This window comes from Sphingopyxis sp. CCNWLW2 (assembly GCF_037095755.1).
Taxonomy (GTDB): domain Bacteria; phylum Pseudomonadota; class Alphaproteobacteria; order Sphingomonadales; family Sphingomonadaceae; genus Sphingopyxis.
Map to the genome: position 1 here is coordinate 253083 of NZ_JBAWKJ010000003.1, position 22069 is coordinate 275151.

18 protein-coding genes are annotated in these 22069 nt (G+C 65.5%); 10 read left to right on the forward strand and 8 right to left on the reverse strand.

Annotated elements, in window-relative coordinates:
* Positions 1 to 184 precede the first annotated feature (184 nt).
* A complete protein-coding gene (locus V8J55_RS18650) occupies positions 185 to 5206 on the reverse strand; it encodes an autotransporter domain-containing protein (RefSeq protein WP_336447100.1) in 5022 nt (1673 codons plus the stop codon).
* Between the two features lie 397 nt (positions 5207 to 5603).
* Here V8J55_RS18650 and V8J55_RS18655 point away from each other — a divergent pair, with 397 nt between their 5' ends.
* The 4 genes from V8J55_RS18655 (at position 5604) to V8J55_RS18670 (ending at position 8565) form a co-directional block, all read left to right on the forward strand.
* Positions 5604 to 6758 (forward strand): helix-turn-helix transcriptional regulator, encoded by a 1155-nt coding sequence (locus tag V8J55_RS18655; protein WP_336447101.1) that lies wholly within the window; start codon positions 5604 to 5606, stop codon positions 6756 to 6758.
* A 208-nt stretch (positions 6759 to 6966) separates the two neighbouring features.
* Positions 6967 to 7713: a hypothetical protein gene (locus V8J55_RS18660; RefSeq protein ID WP_336447102.1), complete on the forward strand. Its 747-nt coding sequence runs from the start codon at positions 6967 to 6969 to the stop codon at positions 7711 to 7713.
* Positions 7714 to 7742: 29 nt separating this feature from the next.
* Positions 7743 to 7997, forward strand: a complete 255-nt coding sequence (locus V8J55_RS18665; RefSeq protein ID WP_336447103.1) for a hypothetical protein — start codon at positions 7743 to 7745, stop codon at positions 7995 to 7997.
* 4 nt (positions 7998 to 8001) lie between these two features.
* Positions 8002 to 8565: a hypothetical protein gene (locus tag V8J55_RS18670; RefSeq protein WP_336447104.1), complete on the forward strand. Its 564-nt coding sequence runs from the start codon at positions 8002 to 8004 to the stop codon at positions 8563 to 8565.
* Positions 8566 to 8583: 18 nt separating this feature from the next.
* Here V8J55_RS18670 and V8J55_RS18675 read toward each other — a convergent pair whose 3' ends face one another.
* The 6 genes from V8J55_RS18675 to V8J55_RS18700 form a co-directional block, all read right to left on the reverse strand.
* A complete protein-coding gene (locus tag V8J55_RS18675) occupies positions 8584 to 9318 on the reverse strand; it encodes a LytR/AlgR family response regulator transcription factor (RefSeq protein ID WP_336447105.1) in 735 nt (244 codons plus the stop codon).
* A gap of 8 nt (positions 9319 to 9326) precedes the next feature.
* Positions 9327 to 10433: a sensor histidine kinase gene (locus tag V8J55_RS18680; RefSeq protein ID WP_336447106.1), complete on the reverse strand. Its 1107-nt coding sequence runs from the start codon at positions 10431 to 10433 to the stop codon at positions 9327 to 9329.
* A 107-nt stretch (positions 10434 to 10540) separates the two neighbouring features.
* Positions 10541 to 12745, reverse strand: a complete 2205-nt coding sequence (locus V8J55_RS18685; protein ID WP_336447107.1) for an esterase/lipase family protein — start codon at positions 12743 to 12745, stop codon at positions 10541 to 10543.
* Between the two features lie 101 nt (positions 12746 to 12846).
* A complete protein-coding gene (locus tag V8J55_RS18690; RefSeq protein ID WP_336447108.1) occupies positions 12847 to 13056 on the reverse strand; it encodes a hypothetical protein in 210 nt (69 codons plus the stop codon).
* A 215-nt stretch (positions 13057 to 13271) separates the two neighbouring features.
* Positions 13272 to 14018, reverse strand: coding sequence for a LytR/AlgR family response regulator transcription factor (locus tag V8J55_RS18695; protein ID WP_336447109.1), 747 nt, complete (start codon positions 14016 to 14018; stop codon positions 13272 to 13274).
* Positions 14015 to 15106, reverse strand: coding sequence for a sensor histidine kinase (locus V8J55_RS18700; protein WP_336447110.1), 1092 nt, complete (start codon positions 15104 to 15106; stop codon positions 14015 to 14017). The genes V8J55_RS18695 and V8J55_RS18700 overlap by 4 nt, the downstream gene beginning before the upstream one ends.
* 206 nt (positions 15107 to 15312) lie before the next feature.
* Between V8J55_RS18700 and V8J55_RS18705 the strand changes: the two genes are divergently transcribed.
* From V8J55_RS18705 to V8J55_RS18725, 5 genes are all read left to right on the forward strand, one after another.
* Positions 15313 to 16284 (forward strand): retroviral-like aspartic protease family protein, encoded by a 972-nt coding sequence (locus V8J55_RS18705; protein WP_336447111.1) that lies wholly within the window; start codon positions 15313 to 15315, stop codon positions 16282 to 16284.
* Between the two features lie 14 nt (positions 16285 to 16298).
* Complete coding sequence (locus V8J55_RS18710; protein ID WP_336447112.1) at positions 16299 to 16655, forward strand: hypothetical protein; 357 nt, start codon at positions 16299 to 16301, stop codon at positions 16653 to 16655.
* Positions 16656 to 16691: 36 nt separating this feature from the next.
* Entirely contained in the window at positions 16692 to 17459 is a 768-nt protein-coding gene (locus V8J55_RS18715) for a hypothetical protein (protein WP_336447113.1), read from the forward strand.
* 111 nt (positions 17460 to 17570) lie between these two features.
* Positions 17571 to 19490 (forward strand): TonB-dependent receptor domain-containing protein, encoded by a 1920-nt coding sequence (locus V8J55_RS18720; RefSeq protein ID WP_336447114.1) that lies wholly within the window; start codon positions 17571 to 17573, stop codon positions 19488 to 19490.
* Between the two features lie 38 nt (positions 19491 to 19528).
* On the forward strand, positions 19529 to 20197 hold the full coding sequence (locus tag V8J55_RS18725; RefSeq protein ID WP_336447115.1) for a hypothetical protein: 669 nt from the start codon (positions 19529 to 19531) through the stop codon (positions 20195 to 20197).
* Positions 20198 to 20242: 45 nt separating this feature from the next.
* On the opposite strand, the gene V8J55_RS18730 is transcribed toward V8J55_RS18725, so the two are convergent.
* On the reverse strand, positions 20243 to 20911 hold the full coding sequence (locus tag V8J55_RS18730; protein ID WP_336447116.1) for an alpha/beta fold hydrolase: 669 nt from the start codon (positions 20909 to 20911) through the stop codon (positions 20243 to 20245).
* Positions 20912 to 21201: 290 nt separating this feature from the next.
* Between V8J55_RS18730 and V8J55_RS18735 the strand changes: the two genes are divergently transcribed.
* The gene (locus V8J55_RS18735; protein WP_336447117.1) at positions 21202 to 22056 is read left to right on the forward strand and encodes a DMT family transporter; all 855 of its coding nucleotides are present in this window, start codon (positions 21202 to 21204) and stop codon (positions 22054 to 22056) included.
* Positions 22057 to 22069 lie beyond the last annotated feature (13 nt).

A 22069-nucleotide genomic window follows, 5' to 3' on the forward strand; every position in this document is an offset into this window, starting at 1 on the left:
CGGCATTACAGATGCGCGCCGCCTGACAGCCCGGCATGTTCAAGATTGGCGCAACCACTTTCGTGACGTGGCGACACACAAGGGCAAGCGGCTTCCGGGTGACGGGACTGGCCCGAAGAATGCCCCGGCTCCGGCGGCTTGCTGGCACGGTGAAAAACGCAAGCCGTGGAGCCGGGGCGGTCGGTTACCAGCGGAAGGTGATGCCGCCGGAGACCGAATGGGCGGTCAAATGTTCGCGGGCTTCCAATCTGTAGCCGACCCTGAAATCGGCGCCCGCGATCGTGCCGATCAACCCCAGATCGGCCCGACCGACGGTGCGCCCCGGTTCGAGGCCATCGACCCTGAAGCGGCCGACCCCGCCGATCATTTGCGAGGAAACCGACCAGCCGTGTTGAACGAAATCATGCGCGAGCGCGAGATTGGCAAAGGCCTTCACGCTGCCACCGTCGACCTTGATCTCGCCGATCAGGTCGAGCCCGATCGTGCCGGTCAACGCTTCATATTCGGCGTTGCCGACGATCAGTCCGGCTTCCTCGGCGCCCGTTTCGACGAAACCGTTCTGGTTCACCCGCGCATAGTCGAGGCCGAGAGTCGGTCGGAGAGACACGTCGCCGAAGCCGCGTGTGGTGCCCGCCTTGACCGCGGTGCGGAACTCATCCGCGCCGGTGTCCGCGCCCGCCTGGCGTGACGCATTGTTGCCGGTGATGATCCTGCGGCTGGTGCGTATCTCGTGCCGCGCATAGCCGAGCTGAGCGTCGACGAAGAGATCGTCCGCATCGACCATCGCATAGGCACCGACATGATAGCTATCGATAGCGCCATTGGACGCCGTGCCAGCCTGGTTGAAGTCGGTGCTTGAATAGCCGCCCGCGATACCGAGGCGCGCCGTTTCGTCGACCTGGCGGTCGGCACCGATTGCCAGGCCCTTGACATCATAGCCGTAGCCAGAGGCAAAGGCGCCTCCGTCGACATCGCCGAAGGTGCCGATACCCTGCATCCAGAATGCCGTGCCATGGCCCTTGTCGTCGGATCGTTGTTCGGCGTCGGCCAACGAATAACCCGAACGTTCCGCGGTCATGCGGCCTTCGATCAGACCCGCAAACTGGCGCCCCGCCTGCGCCGCGACGGCGGGCGTCGCGCCATGCACCTCGCCCGAGAAGGAGTCGAGAGCTGCGGCAGCCCGTGCCGGATCGATGATGTTGAGCGACGCACGCACTGCTGCCAGATCGGAGGTGAACGCTCCATCGGCAAGAAATGCGTTCCGCACTGCCGTCTGGTTGGGCGTCAGCCCAGCGATTACCGGGATGATTGGTGGCGTCGGCGTCGGCGTCGGCGTCGGCGTGGGAGTTGGAGTTGGGGTGGGAGTTGGCGTTGGAGTTGGAGTTGGAGTTGGAGTTGGAGTTGGAGTTGGAGTTGGAGTTGGAGTGGGTGTCGGTGTCGGCGTCGGTGTTCCCGAACCCGTCTTGGTCACGTTCACGGAGACCTGATTGGCCTGGCTGTAATCCACGGCGTAGGTGAATAGCAGCCCCTGCTGCGCCAGCGCCTGGTCGGGATTGACCGAGGCGAACTGGCCGGTGACCCCGCCGTTCGCGACGAGGAAGGTGTAGCGGCCGAGCGTGGCGGCATCGAGCGGGATGAACTGTACCGCGCCGTCAAGGCGGGCCGCCCCACGGATGTCGAGCAGATCGGAGAGTCCAGGCGCGCCGAGTTCGATGTTGAGCTGGCCGCCCGCACCCTGTGTGAAGTCGCCGAACACGGTCAGCGTCCCGATCGAGTTGCCGGGTGCCACGATCCCGCCATTGGTCAGGTTGTGGCGGGTGCCCGCGGCGAACAGCGCGGCGCTGCCGATCGCGCCGGTTCCCGTCAGCATCCCGGTGGCCTCGACCGTCACATTGCCGATATTCGCGCCGTCGAGCGTGTAGCTGCCTTGGGTGCGCACCGTCGTGCCACCGTGCAGAGCACCGCCCGCGGCCAGCTCGAGCTGGCCGGACCGGACAAGCGTGGAGCTTGCCGAATTGCCAAGCTGCCAATCGCCCGTGAGTATCGTTGTGCCGCCAGAGTCCTTCACCAGTCCTTCGATATTGGCGAAACGCGCGGCGTCCCAGGTGCCGGTATTGCCGTAGAAAGTCACGATATCGGTGCCTCCGGCACCGCCGTCGATGATGCGGCCGGCGGCAATCGTCGCCGCGCCGATGATCCCGAACTGGTCGTTGCCGTCACCCAGCAGGACATTGCCGTTCACCGAACCCAGAACGTCTACCCGGTCGTCTCCGGCGCCCGTGTCGACGGCGCCGGTCACCACGCCGTCCAGCGTCAGGAGATCGTCGCCCGCGCCCGATTTCACGTCACCGCCGATCGTCGCGCCCTCGCGGTTTTCGATGATGTCATAGCCATCGGCGGTCTCGATATGGCCGGCGATCGTGCCCCAGTTGGTGACGACGTCGTCGCCGCGGCCGGTCAGGATCGCGCCGTCGATCAGCATCGGACCGGCCAACGCGCCGTCATTTCCGCGCAGGCCGTTGGTGATTTCGGCGCGTTCGGCGCCTGACAGGTCGAGCGCGCCATGTATGCGGCCGGCATTCTCGACCACGATGATGCCTGCGTTGGCGGCGCTGACCGCGCGGATATTGGTGCTGCCCTGCTGGCCGATGGTGCCGCTGGCCTCGTTCCGGAGCGTGCTGATCTTGCCGGGCGCGCTGGCGAAGCGGATGATCGCCGTATTCTGGCCGGGTGACGCATTGGGCGTGTTAATCAGACCGGCATTGGTCAGCCGGTTGGTTTCGCCCTCCATCGCAAGCGCCGCGCCCGCTTGATGCTGGTTCACGATGCCCGCGCCGGCCGCCACCGAGAGGATTGCGTTGCTGCCCGTCGTCCGGATCAGCGGATCGGGCGAGAGATAGTCGAGCGCGCCTTCGACCTTGATGGTCAGGTCTTGCGCGGCGAACAGATAGGCTTGGTCGACCGGCGGTTTGCAGATCACGGTCTGGCCCGATGTCGGGTTGGCAGGGGTGCAGGCCGTCGGCGTCGGGGTTGGTGTGGGCGTCGGCGTGGAGCCGGTCTTCACGACGTTCACCACGGCCTTGTCGGCCTGATAATCGACGGCGTAGGTGAAGAAGAGCCCCGGAGTCGCGGCGCCACTGGTGACCTGATCGAAGGTGCCGCTGCGCGCGGCGTAGGTCATGAAAGTATAGGCGCCGGACCCCGCCAGATCGAGCGGGATGAAATTGACCGTGCCGGCGAGCGTCGCGGTACCGCCGACGGCGAGCAGGTCCGAGGTTCCCGGCGCCCCCAGCTCGATGTCGAGGCGGCCCGTGGCGGTCTGGGTATAGTCGCGCAGCAGCGTGAGCGTGCCGATGCCCTGACCGGGCGAAACGACGCCCGCATTGGTCACCACCGCATTGTCGAGCGTGATGTCGCTGACGCGGCCGATGCCTGCCAATACGCCGCCTTGGGCGATGCTGATGTTGCCGATATGGGTGCCGTTCAACACATAGGTGCCGCGGTTCTCGACCTCCATATCGCCGAACAGCTCATTGTCCGCGCCTTCGGCAAGCGTGAGCCTGCCAAATGTTTCCATCCCGGCCGAAAAGGCGCCCCAGCCGCCGGTGAGGGTCGTCGCGCCCTCGATCCGCAGCCGCTCGAACCCCTGAAACTGTTCGGCATCCCAGGTTCCGCTGTCCCCGTTGAATACCAGCAGATCGGCGTCGCCGCCTTCGGCCTGGATGCGGACATTGCCCGCGACGGTCGGGCGGCCGACGATTGTGAGATAGTCGTCGCCTGAACCCAGCAGCACGTCGCCGCCGATGGAGCCGCCGACGAAGATGAGGTCGTTTCCATCCCCCATGTTCACGATGCCGTTGATCGTGCCCGAATTGTCGATGCTGTCCGCGCCGCCCCCGAAGTTGAGATTGCCGTTGATGGTGGCACCGCTGCCGTTGGAGAGGCGGTTGCCGGGATCTGCGAGCGATCCGGCGCCGCCCGCGCCGAAGGTCAGGTTCCCGTTGATCGTTCCCCCGGCGAGATTGTTCACCCGGTTGCCGCCGTCGCCAAGATTCACATTGCCCGAAATCGTCCCCGCATTGCGAACGACATCGTCCTCGGCGGTCAGCCAGATGTCGCCGTCGATGAGGCTGGGGCCGGCAAGGGCCGCACCTTCACCCTCGACACCGTTGTAGATCGCCTTGCCCTCGCCGTCCTCCATGCGGATGTCGCCATGGATGCGGCCGCTGTTCTGCACGACAACCTTGCCCGAATTGCCCGAGGAGATCGCGCGGGTTCCGTCGGCTATCCCCGCGTGGCCGATCGTGCCGGTTGCATCGTTCCTGATCGTACCGGTCGTCCCCAGGGTGGTATTGAATGTGATGACCGAACCGTTGGCATCGATATTCGGCGCGTCGATGACGCCGCCATTGGTCAGCTGATTCTGTCCGAACGTCATCACGACCGCCGAGGCGGCGCCCGAATTGGTCAGCGAACCGCCCGCGCGGTTGATCAGCGTCCCGCTGCCGCCGAAGGCAACTGCGTTGCGTGTGCCGAAAATCTCGGCTGCGTTGTCGAGCGTCGAGCCCGCGCCAAGCTGAACGCCGATACCATCGGACTCGGCCCGAATCGAAGCGGAGGAGGTCACAATACTATTCGAACCTACGAACACGCCGTAGCCTTGCGCTCCGGTGTTGCGGATCGAGGCGGCGGTGCCTCCGTGCGTGAGGCTGCTGTCATTGCCGACCGAAATGCCGCGCGAATGCTGGCCCGCCGTCGCAATCGTGCCGCTATTTTCGATGGTGGCCGAACCGGCCACGACGATGCCATGCGCCCCGACGCTATCCGCGGCCGAAACCGTCCCCGAATTGACGATCTTGCTGCCCGCGCGCATCCCGCCGACGCTGATCGCGTGCAGACCGGGCGTGTTGCTGGCGCGTGCGGCGATCGTTCCGTTGTTCGTTATGGTCCCGGTGTCGGTGCCCGCGATCAGCGCCACGCCCGCTGCGGCGTCGATCGTCCCCTCATTGACGAAGACATCATTGCCCGAGCCGATGTTGGTCGCCGGGCTGGTATCGGTGCAGGTCACCGTCTTCTTGCCGTCGGCGCCGGTGGTCGTCGTGCAGGCGGCATAAGCCGGCTGGCTGCTTAAAAGAACAAGGCTTCCGCACAAGGCGGAGGCACAAAGAAGGAAAGGTTTGGCGATCATATGTTCATGCCGGCGCATGCCGGCCCCCTGTGATTGAGTTGTCATGAGAATGGCGACCGAAGGGCATTCGATTGCTTTGGGAAGGATCGGATCGACACCGATCCCGATCAGGCGGCTTCTACAAAGGTGGACCCGTGTAGATTGCCGTGTTCGTTCCTCCGACTATGCGCTCGGCGCCCTTTTCTGAGCGCCCCATAGTCGGGGTGGTAAAGGCCGCGCCCCATACGAACGTAGGGGAGGTGAAGATTTTTAGTTCACCCCGTTCGGGTTGGAAAAACATTGAAATTATGTAATGAAGAGGGCGATTGGCCGAGAAGCTCGCAGGAGCGCGCCAAGTAAAATCCGCGATACATTCTTGATTTTATTCGTAAACCAGATGGTAGTTGGTGTCTGGGCAAGCTCTGATCGGTTGGCAATGCGTTCTATTTCAGGTGCAGACGGCGGCGTCCCCGCCATAATCGACGCCATTTATGAGGCGTCGCTTCACCCCGAGGGATGGGGCAGCGTCGTGCTTGCGCTGGAGGATGTGCTCAAGGGGCCGACCGCACTCGTTGTCCAGCGCGACAGGCCGGTCGGAGCGATCGCCGCGGCATCGGCCGCCGAAGAGCGGCACATCAGAAGTTATCTCGACCATTACTGGTCGGGCGATCGCGCGATGATGCGCATGCGGGCCGCGCCCGTGGGAGAGATTCTGCGCGACAGCGAACTCGTGACGGACTCCGAACGCGGACGTCTCGAATTCTACAGCGATTATCTCGGCGAGATCGACGCGCATCGCGGCATCTATGCGTCGGTGCTGAAGTGCGGCGAGGAGACGATCACGCTGGGCGCGCATCGCCGCCGCGCGCAGGACGATTTCGATCAGGAGGACAAGCGCCTGCTCGGCCGATTGCTGCCGCACCTGAGCCGGAGCCTGAAGATTCGGCGCCAGATGGAAGCGGTCGCTCTCGAACGCCATTCGTCGGTTCAAGCGCTCGATCGCGCGGCGATCGGGCTTGTCATCGTAAGCCGCGACGCGAATATTCGATATGCGAACCGCATCGCCGAAGATCAGCTGCGCGGTAGCGGCCTTGGCGTGAATCGAAACCGCCTTCGCGCGTCGACGCCGTCGGCGACGCGCGACCTGCATGCGGCCATTGCGGGCGCCGCGAGCCGGCCGGGCGGTGTCGCGGCATCGGTCACGATTCCCGCGCTCGACCCGTCGGCGGCGATCCACATCATCGCCGCACCTGTCCAGGCGGAGAGCGAGATCGGTTCGTTTGCCGAGCCGATGGCCATGCTTATCCTCGGCACGCCGACGGGGGCAACGATTCCCGACGATCGGCTGAGGAAAGCCTATGGCTTGACGGCGGCGGAGGCGCGGCTGCTGAGCGCACTCGTGACCGGCGAGCGCCTCTCGGCCTATGCCGAACGAACGCGGGTGAGCATCACGACCGCAAAGTTCCACCTCTCCGCCTTGTTTGCGAAGACCGGCGTCCGCCGCCAGACCGATCTCATCCGGCTGGCGCTGGCCGACCCCGTTCTCCGGTTGCACATCGACACGCCGCCCGAGGGTTTTGCCGACAGATAGAGGGCGCGACGATATCCGGCGTTTACGTCGGCTCCAGGCCCGGTGCCGATACGCTGATTGTCCAAGGACCGGAGTTTCGTCGCGCGAGATGCGGCTTTTGTCGCGAATCCTCGTGTCCGGCGCTCGTGGAGCCGCCCCAGTCGCGTCGACCGCGACGCCGCCCCGCGCATTCTGCATCGTCCGGATCGACAGATTCGAGGAGGATGATGTGAAATATTCGATGATCGCCGCTTTGCTGGTGGCGGGAACGACGACCGCCACTTTCTACCCCGCCGCCGCGCAGGCTGGCGAAGGCTGCGCGGCGCAGACTGCGAAGAAGAAGCGCGGGGTCGGCTTGCAGCTCGCGAGGGGACTGAAAGGTTCGATCGAGGGGGCGCTGCGCGGCGATGGCGATCTCGGGTCCGATTTGCAGGGCACCGCCGGGCAGGCGGCTGAAAGGAGTTCGCGCGATGCGCAAGGCGCAGCCGAATGCGACAAGGCACCGCCCAGGGAGAGCGCGTCCAACGCATCCGCGCCGGAAACCGCGACCCAGCGCGCGCAGCGCAAGATGGCGGCGAGCGACGCCAAATATCCGAGCCGCATGACGATCCCCGACGACTGGAAAACCGCCAAGGCGGCGTATGACGAATTCGGCAAGGTGAAATGCATGAGCTGCGAGGGCGGCTATGGTTATTCGGGCTGGCCCGATTGGCCGCGCGACGAATTTTCGGGCAAATATAACGGCACCGAAAAGCGCCTGTCGCAATTCCCGGTCGGCCATGTCTATCGCTGGTCGTCGAACGGCTTTGCCGGAACGCTGACGGTCGATGGCGAGGAGCAGGTGAACGGCTTCCGCTGCCGCAAGATGACCTATCGTCTCGAAAAGGGCGGCAAGAGCGCCGCGCGGCCCAGCCTGATCTGTTGGGGCAAGGCCAATGAATATGCCGGTAGCGATAGCTGGGTCGGCGTTTTCTGAACCGCCTGCACAGCCGGAGGAGGTCCGTCATGTCTTTGCCCACGCTCGCGGCTACCGCCGCCGCGGTCCTGCTTGCCGTCGTCGGCTCGGCGGCGCCGCGCCATGACGGCGAGCGCTCCGGTCGCGCATCGGCGCATCCTATGGATGATCGGCCAGCGCACATCGCGCCCGCAGAGCTCGCGCATTTCGCCCCGGCTCAGGCGGACGAACCGCATCGCAAGCGGCACGCCGGACGTGGCGTGCGCCGCCCGGCATTCGCTGATTTCCCGAAAATGAAAGGCTAGTCCGATGAAGAAGATTTCCGTCCTCCTCGTCATCTCCGCGGCCGTCTCCGTCGCGGCGACTCCCGCGCTTCATGCCCAATCGGCGCCGGCCGGGGTCGCCGGCCGCTGGACGCAGGCAAGCAGCGGCAAGGAGCTCGTGCTCGCCCCGCGCGTCAAGCTCCAGCCCAATGTCGGCCCGTCCTATGGCACCAATCTGGGCGGCACCGTCGGCTATGGATCGATGACGCGCACGACGATCGTCACCGAACCCGTGATGATCGATGTCGCCCGTTCGATGACGCTCGCGATCGAGGCCGACGGCCGGTTCAAATGGACGATCGTCAAGCGCCATGGCGATCGCGAATATTGCAAGGTGACGACGACGCAGGTGAAGCAAGGCCGTGTGGTGCAGGGCGGCGGCAAGGCGACCTTTGCGATCGAGGGTGGAACCGAAAGCTCCACGTCGAGCTGCGGCCGTCGCGGCGCGTCGCAACTCGGAAAATCGACCGAACATTATGATGTGCAACTTGCAGGGAACCGCATTGTCCTGAGTGGCGGGTCGAGCCGCTGGACCTTCACCCGCAGCTAGGTTCCGGCAACCCGCCGATCAGTCCGAAAGGGCGGTGGTGACGGCCTTTGCGTAATTCGGGCCCACCGCCACTTCGGCGCCATCGCCGAGCACCAGCGTGACCAGCCATTTGTCGACCCGGCGTATTTCGGTGACGCGCGCCAGCCGGACGAAAGCCGAGCGATGGACGCGCATCAGCTCGGCGGGATCGATCCGCTTTTCGAGCGCCGACATGGTCGTGCGCAACAAATGGCTGCGCAATGACGTATGCAGCATCGCATAGTCGCCCGCGGCTTCGATCCAGTCGATTGACGCTACCGGCACGCGTGTTTGTCCTTCGCGCATCGGCACCCAGATCGCATCGTCGAACTCCGACGCCGCGGTCGGCGCGACCGCCAGCAAGGCTGCGCGCCGGCCCGTCTGCCGGCGCTTCGCGCGCTCGACGGCCTGGCGCAGCCGGTCGAGCCGCACCGGCTTCAGCAGATAGTCCGCCGCCTCGACCTCGAACGCGTCGGGCGCAAATTGTTCGAAGGCGGTGACGAAGACGATTTCGGGCCGCTCGTCGAGGGGCAGGGTGCCGGCGAGCGCCAGCCCGCCCATTTCGGGCATCTGGATGTCGAGCATCACCAGATCGGGGTGCAGCCGCTCGATCGCCGCCTGTGCCTCGATCCCGTTGACTGCGGTGCCGACGACCTCGGTGCCGGGAATATTGGCAAAAAAGGCCGCGAGCCGTTCGATCGCCGGGGGTTCGTCATCGACAAGAAGGACGCGCATGACCCCGTTCACTCCGCCACCGGAAAGCGCACGCAGGCGCGAAAACCGCTATCCGTCGGCGCGGCATCGAGCGAGGCGGCCGTGCCATAGATCGCCGCGAGGCGCTCACGGACGTTGGCGAGGCCGAGCCCCGTGCCGGCCGCGACCGGCGTTCGCGCCGCGCCGCCGGCATCGTCGGTGACGCAAATGCGTACCCCATCGGCGACCCGCGCAACATCGACCGACAGGGCGACCGGGCGGCTGGTCGAGCCGACGCCATGCTTGATCGCATTTTCGACCAGCGGCTGAAGAAGGAGGGCGGGAACGGGCACCTCGCGCAGCTCGGGAGGGCAGTGCATCTCGACGTTCAGCCGGTCGCCCAGCCGCGCACCCTCGATCGCAAGATAATCGGCCAGAATCTGGAGCTCGCCTTCGATCGCGACCATGCCGCCTGCCGGGGCGGTCAATGTGGTGCGCAGGAAGTCGCTGAGTTTGCCCAGCATCGTCTCCGCCGCGTCGGCGCGTCCGGTGACGACCGATGAAGAGATGGCGTTGAGCGTGTTGAACAGAAAATGCGGGTTGAGCTGGTAACGCAGGGTTTCGAGGCGCGCCGACGTCGCGGCGCGTTCGGCCTCGGCGGCGGCGAGCGCCGCGCGGTTTGCGGCCTCGCGCGCTACCGCGACCTCGCGCGCGTGCGCTGCCAATTGCTCGTTGTGGATAAGGATCAGGTAGATGGCGGCGATCAGCGCGAACAGCGGTGCCCAGCCGGCGAGGTTCGCGAGCGCGCGAAACATCACGCGCTCGGGCGCCATGTCGGGATTGAGAAGGCGCATCAGCCAGGCGCCCTTATAGGCGTCGAACATCGTCACCACGCCGGCGACCGCCATGGCGATCGCCCCGGTCATCACGTACCGCCGCGAGGGCGGCGCATCGCGAAATCTGAGGGCGCCCCGGAAGATGATCGCCGAGATCGGAATGCCGAGCGCGACGGTGCTGCCGACCCCCGCCAGCATCGATGCGGGCATAGGGTCGCCGAGCAGCATCGGCGGCAGCAGGAACAGCCCGGCGGTCGCGACCCACAGGCCGATTGTCAGCAGCGCGGCCTGGCGGGAGAGGGTGTGGTGAGTGGATCGCATCGGCCGCGATCGTAGCCTGCCGCCAGCCGCAGCGCGAGAGTGCCGGTCGCGCCGAGGTCGGTTTTTATCGCGCCTACCGGGGGCCGGTTACGCGGGGACCTGCGTCTTCATCCTGCCTTCGACCAGGTCGACAGGACGATTTCGCGCTCGCTCTGGTCTTCGTTTTGCAGTTTCAGCGTCCAGTTTCCCTGGGCGACCGGGCGCTCGACGAACAGCGACCGGAACATCTGGCCGGCTTGGGGCGAACCCTTGAGGTTCGTCGCCGCGACCGAACCCTTGTCGTCGATCAGCGTTGCCGACACCATGCTCGCGGCGACGAAGGTCAGGCCGAAATTCAGCGCCTGCTTGACCGGAATCGCCACGTCGACGGTCTGGCCCGGGCCGAGTTTCAGGATCTTCGAGAAATCGGGCACGGGTGACCCGGGGGCGGCGGGGTCCTCCGCTCCCATCAGCATCAGCCGGCGCGCCTTCGAGCCGCCGCTTCCTCCCCCCGACGATCCCTTCTGCTTGGCCGGACCGATCGCGACGCGCGGTTTCACGAAGGACGAGAAGACCGCGGCGGTGGCCATATTGGTGTGGATAACGTCCTGCTGCGCCTGGTCCTCGATCGTCCAGGTCGCGGACGGCACGGTGACCACGCCGTCGTTGCGGTCGAACATATAGCAGACCGCCGGTAGCGGGTTTCCGGCGAGGATCGAGAATTCCACGCCCTTGCGGTTCGTGTGCTCGGCGTTGAACTGCGCGACCACGCTCGGCCGCAGCTCGCGCAGCGCGTTCATCGTCCGGTCGGTCGCCTCTAGCGGCGCGCTGATGATGTCGGCGCAGCGGCTGCCCATGTTGGGCGTGCCGAGCATGACGAGATGCGACACCTGCGGCTTGCCGTCGGGATAGGTCGGCATCGCCGCATGGATGTAGCGGCGGCTGATCAATCCGCCCATCGAATGCGCGACGATGTCGATGTGCCAGGCGTTGCGGTCCTTCTGGGCATAGTTGATATAGCTGCGCAGTTCGCTGGCATTCTCGGCGATCGTGTTGGTCGGCCCGAGATTGGCGAGGAATTCGCCGGTGCTCATCTTGCCATGCTCGGGTTTTTGACCCACCGGGAACGCCTTCCAGTCATAGCTATGACTGGTTGTCAGGATATTCTGCCAGCTCTCCCAAGCCGTCCAGTTCGACCACAGGCCGTGCACGAGCACGACCGGCTTCGGCGCGACCTTCAGATTCTTCGTTGCCTCGTCGACCTTCTTGCCCGCATCGACCACCTCGGCCTTGATCCGCTGCGTCGGCCGCGGGCGCCCGTCGTCGTACCAGGCATAGCCCGTGCTATCCCATTCGAACGTCACTTCGCGTTCTTCGCCCGGCGGCACCGTGACCGAAAGCTCCTCGATCAGCCCGTCGGGACGCGCACCGTCCCATTTGTCGCCCTTGTACGTGTCGCGAAACTTGACCGACGCCATCTTCTCTTCGGGGCCGTCGTTCGCGACGACGGCGGTGATCTGGACCAGATTGCCGTCGATCGTGCCGGTCTGCTCGACGATTTCCGCCCAATCGCCCCAATTGGGAAAGCGCATATGCTCGAACTTGACGTCGACGAGGCGCAGCGCACCGCCGCACCGGCTCAGGTTCCAGCGCAAAGTTTCGGTCACGCCGTAAGAGGTCACCGAATGGCTGCCCGACAATCGGTCGGGGCTGGACGGATTGACCCGGTCCTCGCCGCTGCTGGCGAAGCGCACGCCGTCGACGCTCGTCGGCATGTCGGCGATATTGTTGCTCACGCCCTGTTTGGCGGTGCACTGGCCGCTGAAGCTTGATGACGTCGATCCCGACACGGTCCCCGGAACCTCTGGAAGCCGGACGCCGACGGTATAAGCGCCATCAGAATCCATCGAGATGTCGACATCCGCCTCCAGCCCGCTGCCACCGGCTTTGGTCTGGCTCTGCGTGACGAAGCTGCCCGACATCGAGCGCGGCGTGCGCTCGTGGGGGCAGATATACCGGTCCTCCGCGCTCTTGCTCTCGCTCGAGGTCGAGGTCATGCTGATGCTGGCGCGGCCGGTGCTGACGTCGGGGTCGGGTGTCGCGCGGACCGCCACCTGCGCCGAATATTCATAGTTCATCGACCAGTTCGTCGACTCGGTGCCCTTGCCCGACACACGCTTTTCGGTCTTGGAATCGCTGTTCGACTGCGACCGCGAATATTGCACCGCTCCGGCCCAGCCGCTTGCGCACTGTGCCGCCGCCGCGGCAACCGGGGCGCTGCCGCCCGACAGCATCAATCCGGCTGCCAGCACGGGAAGATTGCGCAAAACCATCGTTTCCATTCCTTTTTGTCGCGGGTCTCGCCGCGGTGTGCGGGCGAGGTGGAGTGCCGGGGGAGGGGTCGATCTCTCCGGCACTCCTTTTGCCGTGGCGATCAGCCCTCGGGCTTCGCTTCGGCTTTCGCGCGCGCCTCGGGCTTGGCTTCAGCCTTGCCGCGGGCTTCGGGCTTCGCCTCGGCTTTGCGCGCTTCGGGCTTGGCTTCCGCCCTGGCGCGGGCTTCGGGCTTGGCTTCAGCCTTTGCCGCCAGCGCGGGCATCGGCAGGCCGAGCGCGATCGCCGCGGCGAGGAGGGGCAGTTTGCTCATCATATGTCTCCATGGACGTGAGGGAGAGCAGAGACGCCGACCGCTCGCCGCAAGCGGCGGTGGACGGGCCGGTCGTCTCTGCTCGCGGCTGGATGCCGCACCCTCACGCTATGGCGGCGCGCTCTCCGGCGCGCTGACCTTGCTTTGAAACCCGATCATCGCGCGACCTGGGCATCGCGGCGTCGATAAAAGCGGACGCCGGTGCGACGAAGGCCTCAGGGCAGGCCAAGCCGGTCGAGGACGGCCCTGATATAGCTCGGCCCGACTTGCACGACCGCGCCATCCTCCATCTCGAGCGCGATCAGCCCTTTGCCGATCCGCTGGACGGCCTTCACCAGCCCGAGCCGAATGAAGGTCGAGCGATGCACGCGCATCAGTTGCTGCGGGTCGAGGAGCTGTTCGAGCGCAGCCATCGAGATGCGGTGGATGTAGCTGCGCGTCGCGGTATGAAACAGCACATAGTCGCGCGCCGCCTCGATCCATTCGATCTGGGAGACGGGGAGACGCAGATTGCCACTGGCGATCTGGACCCAGATCGCCTCTTCGCGAATTTCGGCCGGCGGCGCGCTGGCCAACCGGTCGGCGGCATCGCGCATCGCGCGGCGCCGTCGCGCGCGTTCGACCGCCTGCCGCAACCGGTCGAAGCGGACGGGTTTCAGCAGATAGTCGGCGGCATCGACCTCGAACGCGTCGGGCGCATATTGCTCAAAGGCGGTGACGAAGATGATCTCGGGCCGCGGGTCGGCGGCAAGGTCGGCGGCAACGCGAATGCCGCTTTTCCGGGGCATCGAGATGTCGAGCATCACCAGATCGGGGCGCAGTGCCGCGATTCGCTCCTCGGCCTCTTCGCCGGTCGACGCGGTGCCGATCACCTCGACATCGTCGATGTCGCCGAACAGCGTTTCGAGGCGGCGAAGCGCGAGCGGCTCGTCATCGACGAGCAGGACCTGGAGCGTGCTCATGCCGCGGCCTCGCTGCGCCGCTCAAGCGGCAGGCGCGCGATCGCGAGGAAGCCGCGCTCGCGTTTCAATGTTTCGAGGCTGCCCGCGGCGCCATAAAGCGTTTCGAGCCGCTGGCGGACGTTCGCGATGCCCACACCCGTGCCGGGCCGCGCATCCACTTCCTGGCTCACGCCGTCGTCCTCGACCGCGATGAGCAGCACATCGTCGTCGCTCGATGCTTCGACTTTGATCGTGACGGGAGCGGTCGACGGCGCGAGCGCATATTTGATCGCATTTTCCACCAGCGGCTGGAGGAGGAAGCCCGGCACCAGCGCGCCGTTAAGCGCGGGCGGGCAGACGAATTCGACCGCGAGCCGTTCGCCAAAGCGGACGCTTTCGATCTCCAGATAATGCTGCAATGTCACAAGCTCGTCCTCGAGCGGCAGCAGGGCGTCGGGTTCGGACGACAGCGTTGCCCGCAGGAACTCCGACAGCTTGGCGAGCATCGCGTCGGCCGTCCCATACTCCTTCGTGACAATCAGCGACGAGATGGCGTTCAGCGTGTTGAACAGGAAATGCGGGTTGAGCTGGTAACGGAGCGCCGCGAGGCTGGCGGCACTCGCGGCCGCTTCGGCCCGGCTCGCGACCTCGCGCGCAACCGCGAGCTCCAGCTCGCGTTCGCGCGTCAGCTTGTTCGCCTCGATCACGGTGAAGGCCGCGCCGAGCAATGCGAACTGCCAGACGAGCGCGATGAAATTGTTGGTGGCGCGCAGCGCGAAGGGGGCGGACTTTTGCGGCGACACGACGAGCCGTCCGATCCACTCGCCCGTCGCCGCGTCGATGAGCGCGAGCACCCCCGATGCGAGAAATACCGCCGCGCCCATCGCGGCGAGCCGGACCATAGTATTGCGTCGGCGTGTCGTCCGTACCGCCCAATAGACACCTCCCGAAAGCAGCGCCCCCATCACGCAGATGTTGATGACCGAGATCGTGACGTAAAAGCTGGCACCGCTGAACAGATGATAGGGGATGAGATAGAGCACCCCGGACAGGATCCAGGTCGCAGCAACCAGATAGAGGGTCTGACGATGTTCGGGCTTCAGCGGCATGGCGATTCCATTGTGTAGTTTGTGCCAAGCATAAAGGAAGTGCGGCCGGCTGACGTCCTTCCCCGTCGCACCGGGGTCGGCCTTCGTCGCGAGCAGGCCCGCTCGGGCGAGAGGGTATCGGCTTTCGTCGCAGCGGCGTGGAGCGCGCCCGGAACCCGCCATAGTCGCCCTCCTGTTCGCGGCACCCCGCCGCCAGGAGATCAAGCATGGCACTCGCCCGCTACCGTCACAGCCTGCTCGCGTTCGGCCTGCTCGGCGCGCTCATCGTTGTCGAACAGGCACGCGCGACCGCGACCGAGCAACCGTCGGCGGTCGCTGCCCCTTCGGCGGCAATGCAGCCGCTCGAAATACTGCCCTCGGGCCATCCGGTCGTGCAGGTCAGCATCGATGGCTCGGTGCCGAAACGCTTCGTCATCGACACCGCGGCGAGCAGCACCACGATCATGCCAAAGCTGCGCGCCGAAATGCCCGGCCTTGTCGCCAAGCTGTCCGACGATCCGCTCGATGGTGCCGCGGGCCGGAGCGATGTCGAAACGGCGGTGGTCAAGCAGGTCGAGGTCGCCGGGCATGTCTTCCACTCGCCCGAGTTGATGCTGCTTCCGCCCGGGCCGACCGACCGGCTTGGCACCGACGGGATCTTGGGCGCCGACATTATCGCCGACTTCGCAGTCGAGTTGGACATGCCCGGCCGCCGCTGGCGCATGACGCGCAAGGTCGAGGCCGGAATGCTCGACGGGCTTTCGGTGTCGGTTCCCTTCGTCCTCGACGACATGCGCGCGCCGCGGCTGATGATCCGCCTCAATGGCGTCGAAGTGCCCGCGATCCTCGATACCGGCGCGCGCGGGACGATCATCAACTGGGCCGCGGCGAAGGCGATCGGGCTTTCTCCCGATAGCCCCGGGCTTGCCAAGGCGTCGGACATCAAGGGCGCGACGAACCATGTGACCGCGAGCGTCGAGGCGCCGATCGATGCGCTGACCATCGGCGAAGCCAAGGTCGAGGGGCGCAAGGTGCGGATCGCTGACCTGTCGGTGTTCAAGGCGCTGGGCTTCACCCTCGACCAGCCTGCGGTGATCCTGGGAATCGACATGTTCGCCGACCGGCGCTTCGTGATCGATCATCCGGGGCTGCGTCTCCACATCTCGCCGCCGGCCGCGCCGGCCCCGAAACAGCCCTGAGAGGGAATTCCGACATGAAAAAGATGATGACCGGCGGCGCCGTCCTGAGCGCGCTCGCCTTCGCCGCCGCCGCCCTTGCACAGCAGGCGCAGAAGCCGAAGATCGAGGCGGTCTATTGGCTGTCCGCCGAAACGGTGTCGGGCATGGCGACCGGCCAGCCCGCCGGCGTGGCGAAGAATCTCTCGCTCCAACTCGGTTCGGCGCGCCGCAGTCCGACCCCGAGCGCCGAACATTTGCCGCCGCAGACGCTGCGCGCCGGCGACCGCCTGCCGCTCGTCACGCCGACCGGCGCCGCCCCGAAGGAAGACGGCAAGCCCGATTACCGGCCCGGCCCGGCGGACGCGCCAAAGGGGCGGATCGAACTTTACTGAGGCTGCGGCGAAAATGCGCCCGCGGGCCAGCCGGTCGTGATCGACCTTGCGGCGATGAAGCCCGGGGCGGCGTCGCCCTTTGGTGCGATCCCCAATGTGAAGGCGATGGTGCCGCCGTCGGCGGGGCGTCACGCTACCTATGGCGAATGGCCGGGTGGTAAGAACGGCACGCGCGTACCGCGCGCCGCCTCGCTGGTCGGCGATCATGTCGTGCAGGGCAATTATTCACCCGAGATGCGCTTTGCCGTTGCGGGCGGGAATGATTTCCTCGCACCGCTCGCGCCGCGCAATGCCGAGCTCGCGTCGGGCGCGGTCAAAGTCAGCTGGCCCGCGCTCGCTAATGCCCGCGGCTATATCATCACGGTGACCGGTGCGCGCGAAGACGGCACGATCGTGATGTGGACGTCGAGCGCGGTGCGCATGCCCGGCATGGCGCTGCCCGACTATCTCGAGCAGTCCGACATCGCGCGCCTCGTCCAACAGCGCATCCTGCTCGCCCCCGAAGCGACCGAATGCGTCGTCCCGTCGGCTGTCGGCAAGGCATCGGAATCGGCGATGCTGATGATGACCGCCTATGGCCCCGAGGCCAATTACGGATCGCCCCGCGACGTCCCCGCGGGCTGGGCCGTCAAGTTGCGCACGAAGGCCACGCATATGGGCATGCTCGGCGTCGACCTGGCATCGCTGATGAGCGGGGGCGGCGATGATGCCGACAGCGATGCGCCCGAAGGTGCCGCCAAGCCGAAAAAGAAGCGCGGCCTGCTGCGCGGGATCGTCGGCGGCGCGCTCGGTCTGCCCGGCTGATCGCCCGTCCATTCGGAAAGCTGAAACCATGAAATCCTTGTTCAAGTCCGCGATTGCGGCGTCGATGGTCACGACCGGCCGGGACGATGTTCGCATGAAGGCGGCGTCGTGATGCGCCGCGTTTCCTGCACCACGCTCGCGCTCGCGTTTGCCGCCATGCCCGCTGCCGCCTTTGCCCAGCGCGCGGACGACAATGCGACGACGAGCGCCGAGGATGCCTTCGGCACCTCGATCGGCGGCGAACAGATCGGCATCTATAATCCCAATTATGTGCGCGGATTTTCGGCGGCCGAGGCGGGCAATATCCGCCTCGACGGTCTCTATATCGATCAGCAGGCAAGCTTCACCGACCGGGTGATTGCGGGGCTCCAGATGCGCGTCGGATTGTCGGCGCAGGGTTATCCCTTTCCGGCGCCCACCGGCATTGCCGATTACGACCTGCGCAAACCCGGCGCGAAGCGGCTGCTGAGCGTCAGCGGGCGCCTCGGCCCGCTCGGGTCGACGGCGCTCGAACTCGACGGGGAACTGCCCCTTACCGACCGGCTTTCGATCGGCGCGGGTTATGGCATTTTGTCCGATCGCAACCACACGGGTGGCAGCGCCCACTTCCGCACCATGGCGCTCATCGCGCGCTGGGAGCCCGTCGACGGCGTCGAGATTACGCCCTTCTGGAGCCGTATCGGCATCAGGGACGAGGAACTGCCGCCGCTGTTGCTGACCGCTGGCGACCACCTGCCGCCGCGGATCGAGCGGGTGAAGCGGCTCGGGCAGAAATGGGCGGCGAACAATGGCGAGACGATAAATGCCGGGATCGTGACGACGATGAGGCGCGGCGACTGGACGCTGAAGGCTGGCGCGTTCCGCTCCATCCTCGACCTCGACCGCGCGCACACGCAGCTGTTCCTCAACGTCCGGCCCGACGGCACCGCCGACGAGGTGGTGATCGCAGAACCGGGCCGGCGATCGGCGTCGACGAGCGGCGAGGTTCGCCTGTCGCGCCGGATCGAAGACGGGCCGCGCCTGCACACGTTGCACCTGTCGCTGAAAGGGCGCGACCGGTCGCGCACCTACGGCGGCGGGCGCGAAATATTCGTCGGCAATCATCCGATCGAAGACCCGGTGGTCTTCCCCGAACCCGTCTCGGTCTTCGGCACCAAAACGCGCGACACCGTCCGTCAGTGGACTGTGGGGTTCGCTTATGAAGGGCGCTGGAAAGATGTCGGCGAGGTCAGCGTCGGATTGCAGAAGACCAATTACCGCAAGCGCGTCTTCGGTCCGGGCCTGCCGGTCGTCACGACGAAGGACGCGCCGCTCCTGCTGAATGCGACCGCTGCCGTCCACGCCTCGCCGTCGCTCGCTTTCTATGGCGGTTATACACAGGGGCTCGAGGAGAGCCCGGTCGCCCCCGGACATGCGGTGAACCGCGACGAGGCGCCGCCCGCGATCCGGACGCGGCAGGTCGACGCCGGCCTTCGCTGGTCGATCACGCCCGCCATCCGCCTCGTCGCGGGCGTATTCGAAGTGCGCAAGCCCTTTTACTCGCTCGACGCGGGGCGGGTCTTCCGCCAGCTCGGCAACGTCCGCCATCGCGGCGCCGAATTCTCGCTTTCGGGCCAGATCGCGCCGGGGCTGACGGCGATCGCCGGCACCGCATTGATCGACGCCACCCTGTCGGGCGATGCCGTCGACAGCGGCCTCGTCGGCCAGAAGCCGCTCGCAAGCTTTGGCCGGCTGTCGACCGCGGTGCTCGATTACCGGCCCACCTTCGCGCCCGCTGTCTCGGTTGACGTCGTTGTCGAGAGCACGTCGGACCGGGTCGCAAGCGCCGACGGAAAGCTCGTCATTCCTGCGCGCGCGATCGCGTCGGTCGGCGGCCGCTACCGGTTCAAGCTTGGCAAGGCGCCCGCGACGCTGCGCGTGCAGCTTGCGAATATCGCCAACAAATTCGGTTGGGCGAACGGGCCGTCAGGGATCTACCTCTACAATTTTCCGCGCCGGCTCACCGCGACGCTCACCACCGATTTCGGCTGACCGGCCGCGATCGACACCACCCAAATCAGGAGCTTTTCATGCGACATGCATTTCGCACCGCGGTTGCCGTCACGGCCCTGCTGGGCATTGCCCATGACGCGCAGGCGCAGGGGTTTTTCAAGCGCCTGGCCGACCGCGCGATAGAGGAGGTCGAGCAGCAGACCCAGACCGTCATCAGGGATACCATCGAGAACGGCATCCGCGGGGGAGACCGCAAAGAAGCCGAACCCGATGAAGCACCGCTTCAGGCGCAAAGCGATGACAGCCCCGGCGTCGAGGCGCCGCCGCCTGCGGCCCCGGCCCTGCCGAAGGCTCCGGCTTACATAGACGGCCTGAACGTGCCGGCGGATGTCGAGGTGAAAAAGGCCGCCTACAACAAGTTCGGTGAAGTCAACTGCAGCGATTGCGAAGGCGGGATCGACTTCGACGGCCGTCCCCAATTCCCCTATGACCAGTTCAGCGGACAATATGGCGAGCGGGCGAAACGCGCCGGCAGCTGGTCCGTCGGCCATGTGCATCGTTGGCAAGGGAAGGCGTCGACCGGCACGCTGACGGTCTTGCGCGAAGAAGAGGTCGACGGGTTCCGTTGCCGCAGACTCGAATATCGGCTGATGAAAGGCTCCGCCTCGACGAGCCGTCCCGGGCTCATTTGCTGGGGACTGGCGAACCGATCGTCGGAGATCGAAAATTGGCACGAGATATATTGAACGGTATATTCTAAAAGCCGACGGTCTGTTCCCGGCCAAATGCCCTCATGCAACGTGCATTGAAAGGAGAGGCTGCAATGCAGCTATCAATTCCGCTGGACGTTCCAGCGGTATGAGGTGACCAGTCCCTTCAATGATTGTCATGGTCGAATTCGGAATATTCTCGTGCAGCGTCCGGCTTTCGTCGATCGACCGTAGCTCGTCTTCCGCTGCGGCAACCACGACGGTTGGGCAGGCGATCTCGGACAATCGTTTCGTATCGTCTTCGCGCTGAAGCCGGGATTGCAAAAAGAAAGCGTCGCCGCCGAGACGCCTGCTCATATGCTGCACGCGCTCGATGCGTTCGTCCGAACGGTGCTCGGGGTGCAGCGACCGTACGACTGCGCTTCGGCTGAGTTCCCGAAAGCCGTTCGCCGCAGACCTCGTTATCGGTTGCGGATGGCTGCCCCGCGATGATGTCGCGACCAGGGCGAGCCCTCGTACGAGGCCCGGTGCCTTATAGGCGATCTGCCTGGCGACATATCCTCCCATCGAGAATCCGACCACGATGGCGGGCGCGGCGAAGGATGCAAAAGCTCGCGCAGCCATCGCCTCGATCGTCGAATCCTGTGTCGTATCGACATCGATGATATTGCCGAAACGCGCGATCTCAGGGCGGACGTCGCTCCACAGATCGGCGTCGAGCATGAAACCGGGAATCAGAAGGATATCCATGCTTCGCCCTCGCACGCTTGATCCTCGGCGTCACGAACGGATCAGCCGCACTGAACTTGAATTGGCGCCGGTGAGCTTGTAGAGCGCCGAACATGTCGACGCGAACCAACTCGACCCATGACCTTGCGGGTTCGCTGGCATCCGCGTCCCTTGCGATTTCACCACCTGAGGCGATGAAGATCATCGGGCTCGCCGGCGCGCCGCCGCCGCCCGCTGTCTAACAACGCCGGCTGACCAGTCAGCCTCTAAGCCCGCGCTCGCGCGGGCATCTCATTTTCAGGTGATTTACCATGATCAATCGTCATGCGTCGGCGCTTGTGCCGACCACTTTGTTCGTCCTGCTTTGGAGCAGCGGGGCGATCGTTTCGAAAATCGGCCTTCAATATGGGTCTCCGTTCGCGCTGCTTATCGCTCGCTATTTGGTTGCACTGGTAGCGCTGGCGGGGGTTGCTGTATGGAGCGGAATATTCCTTCCCGCGCGTGCCAGCCGTTCACGCGTCATCCTCGTGGGCCTATCGATCGCGGGACTCTACTCGGCCTGCTACCTCCTCGCCCTCGATAACGGGATGACGCCGGGCGCGCTCGCGACCCTGTTGGGCATCCAGCCGATCCTCACCCTGATCCTTACGGAACGGCGAGCGACTGCAGGACGGTTGCTCGGATTGGGCTGCGCACTTGCTGGGTTGCTGCTGGTCGTCTGGGACGGGCTAGTGGCGGCGCGATTTGACATGCTCGGCCTGCTGTTCGCGGGTCTGTCGCTGGCCGGCATCACGACCGGTTCGATCCTCCAGAAGAAAGAGGATCAGGCGCCCTGGATTGTACTTCCGATGCAATATATCGTCGGGCTGGCATTTGCCGGCGCCATCGCACCGTTCGGACCTCTCCACGCGTCATGGGAGCCGGGTTTCGTGTTACCGGTGTTATGGCTGGGGATTGTGATCTCCGTCGCAGCGACCTTCTTACTCTACCGGCTGATTGCACGAGGCAATCTCGTTAATGTGACAAGCCTTTTCTACCTGGTCCCCGGAGTCACGGCGGCAATGGATTGGCTGATCTTGGACAATCCCATGTCGGGCTACGCGATCATAGGATTGAGTCTGGTGGTTGTTGGACTCCTCGCGGTCTTTCGAGAAAGCTGTAGCTAAGGAACTGGGGCGC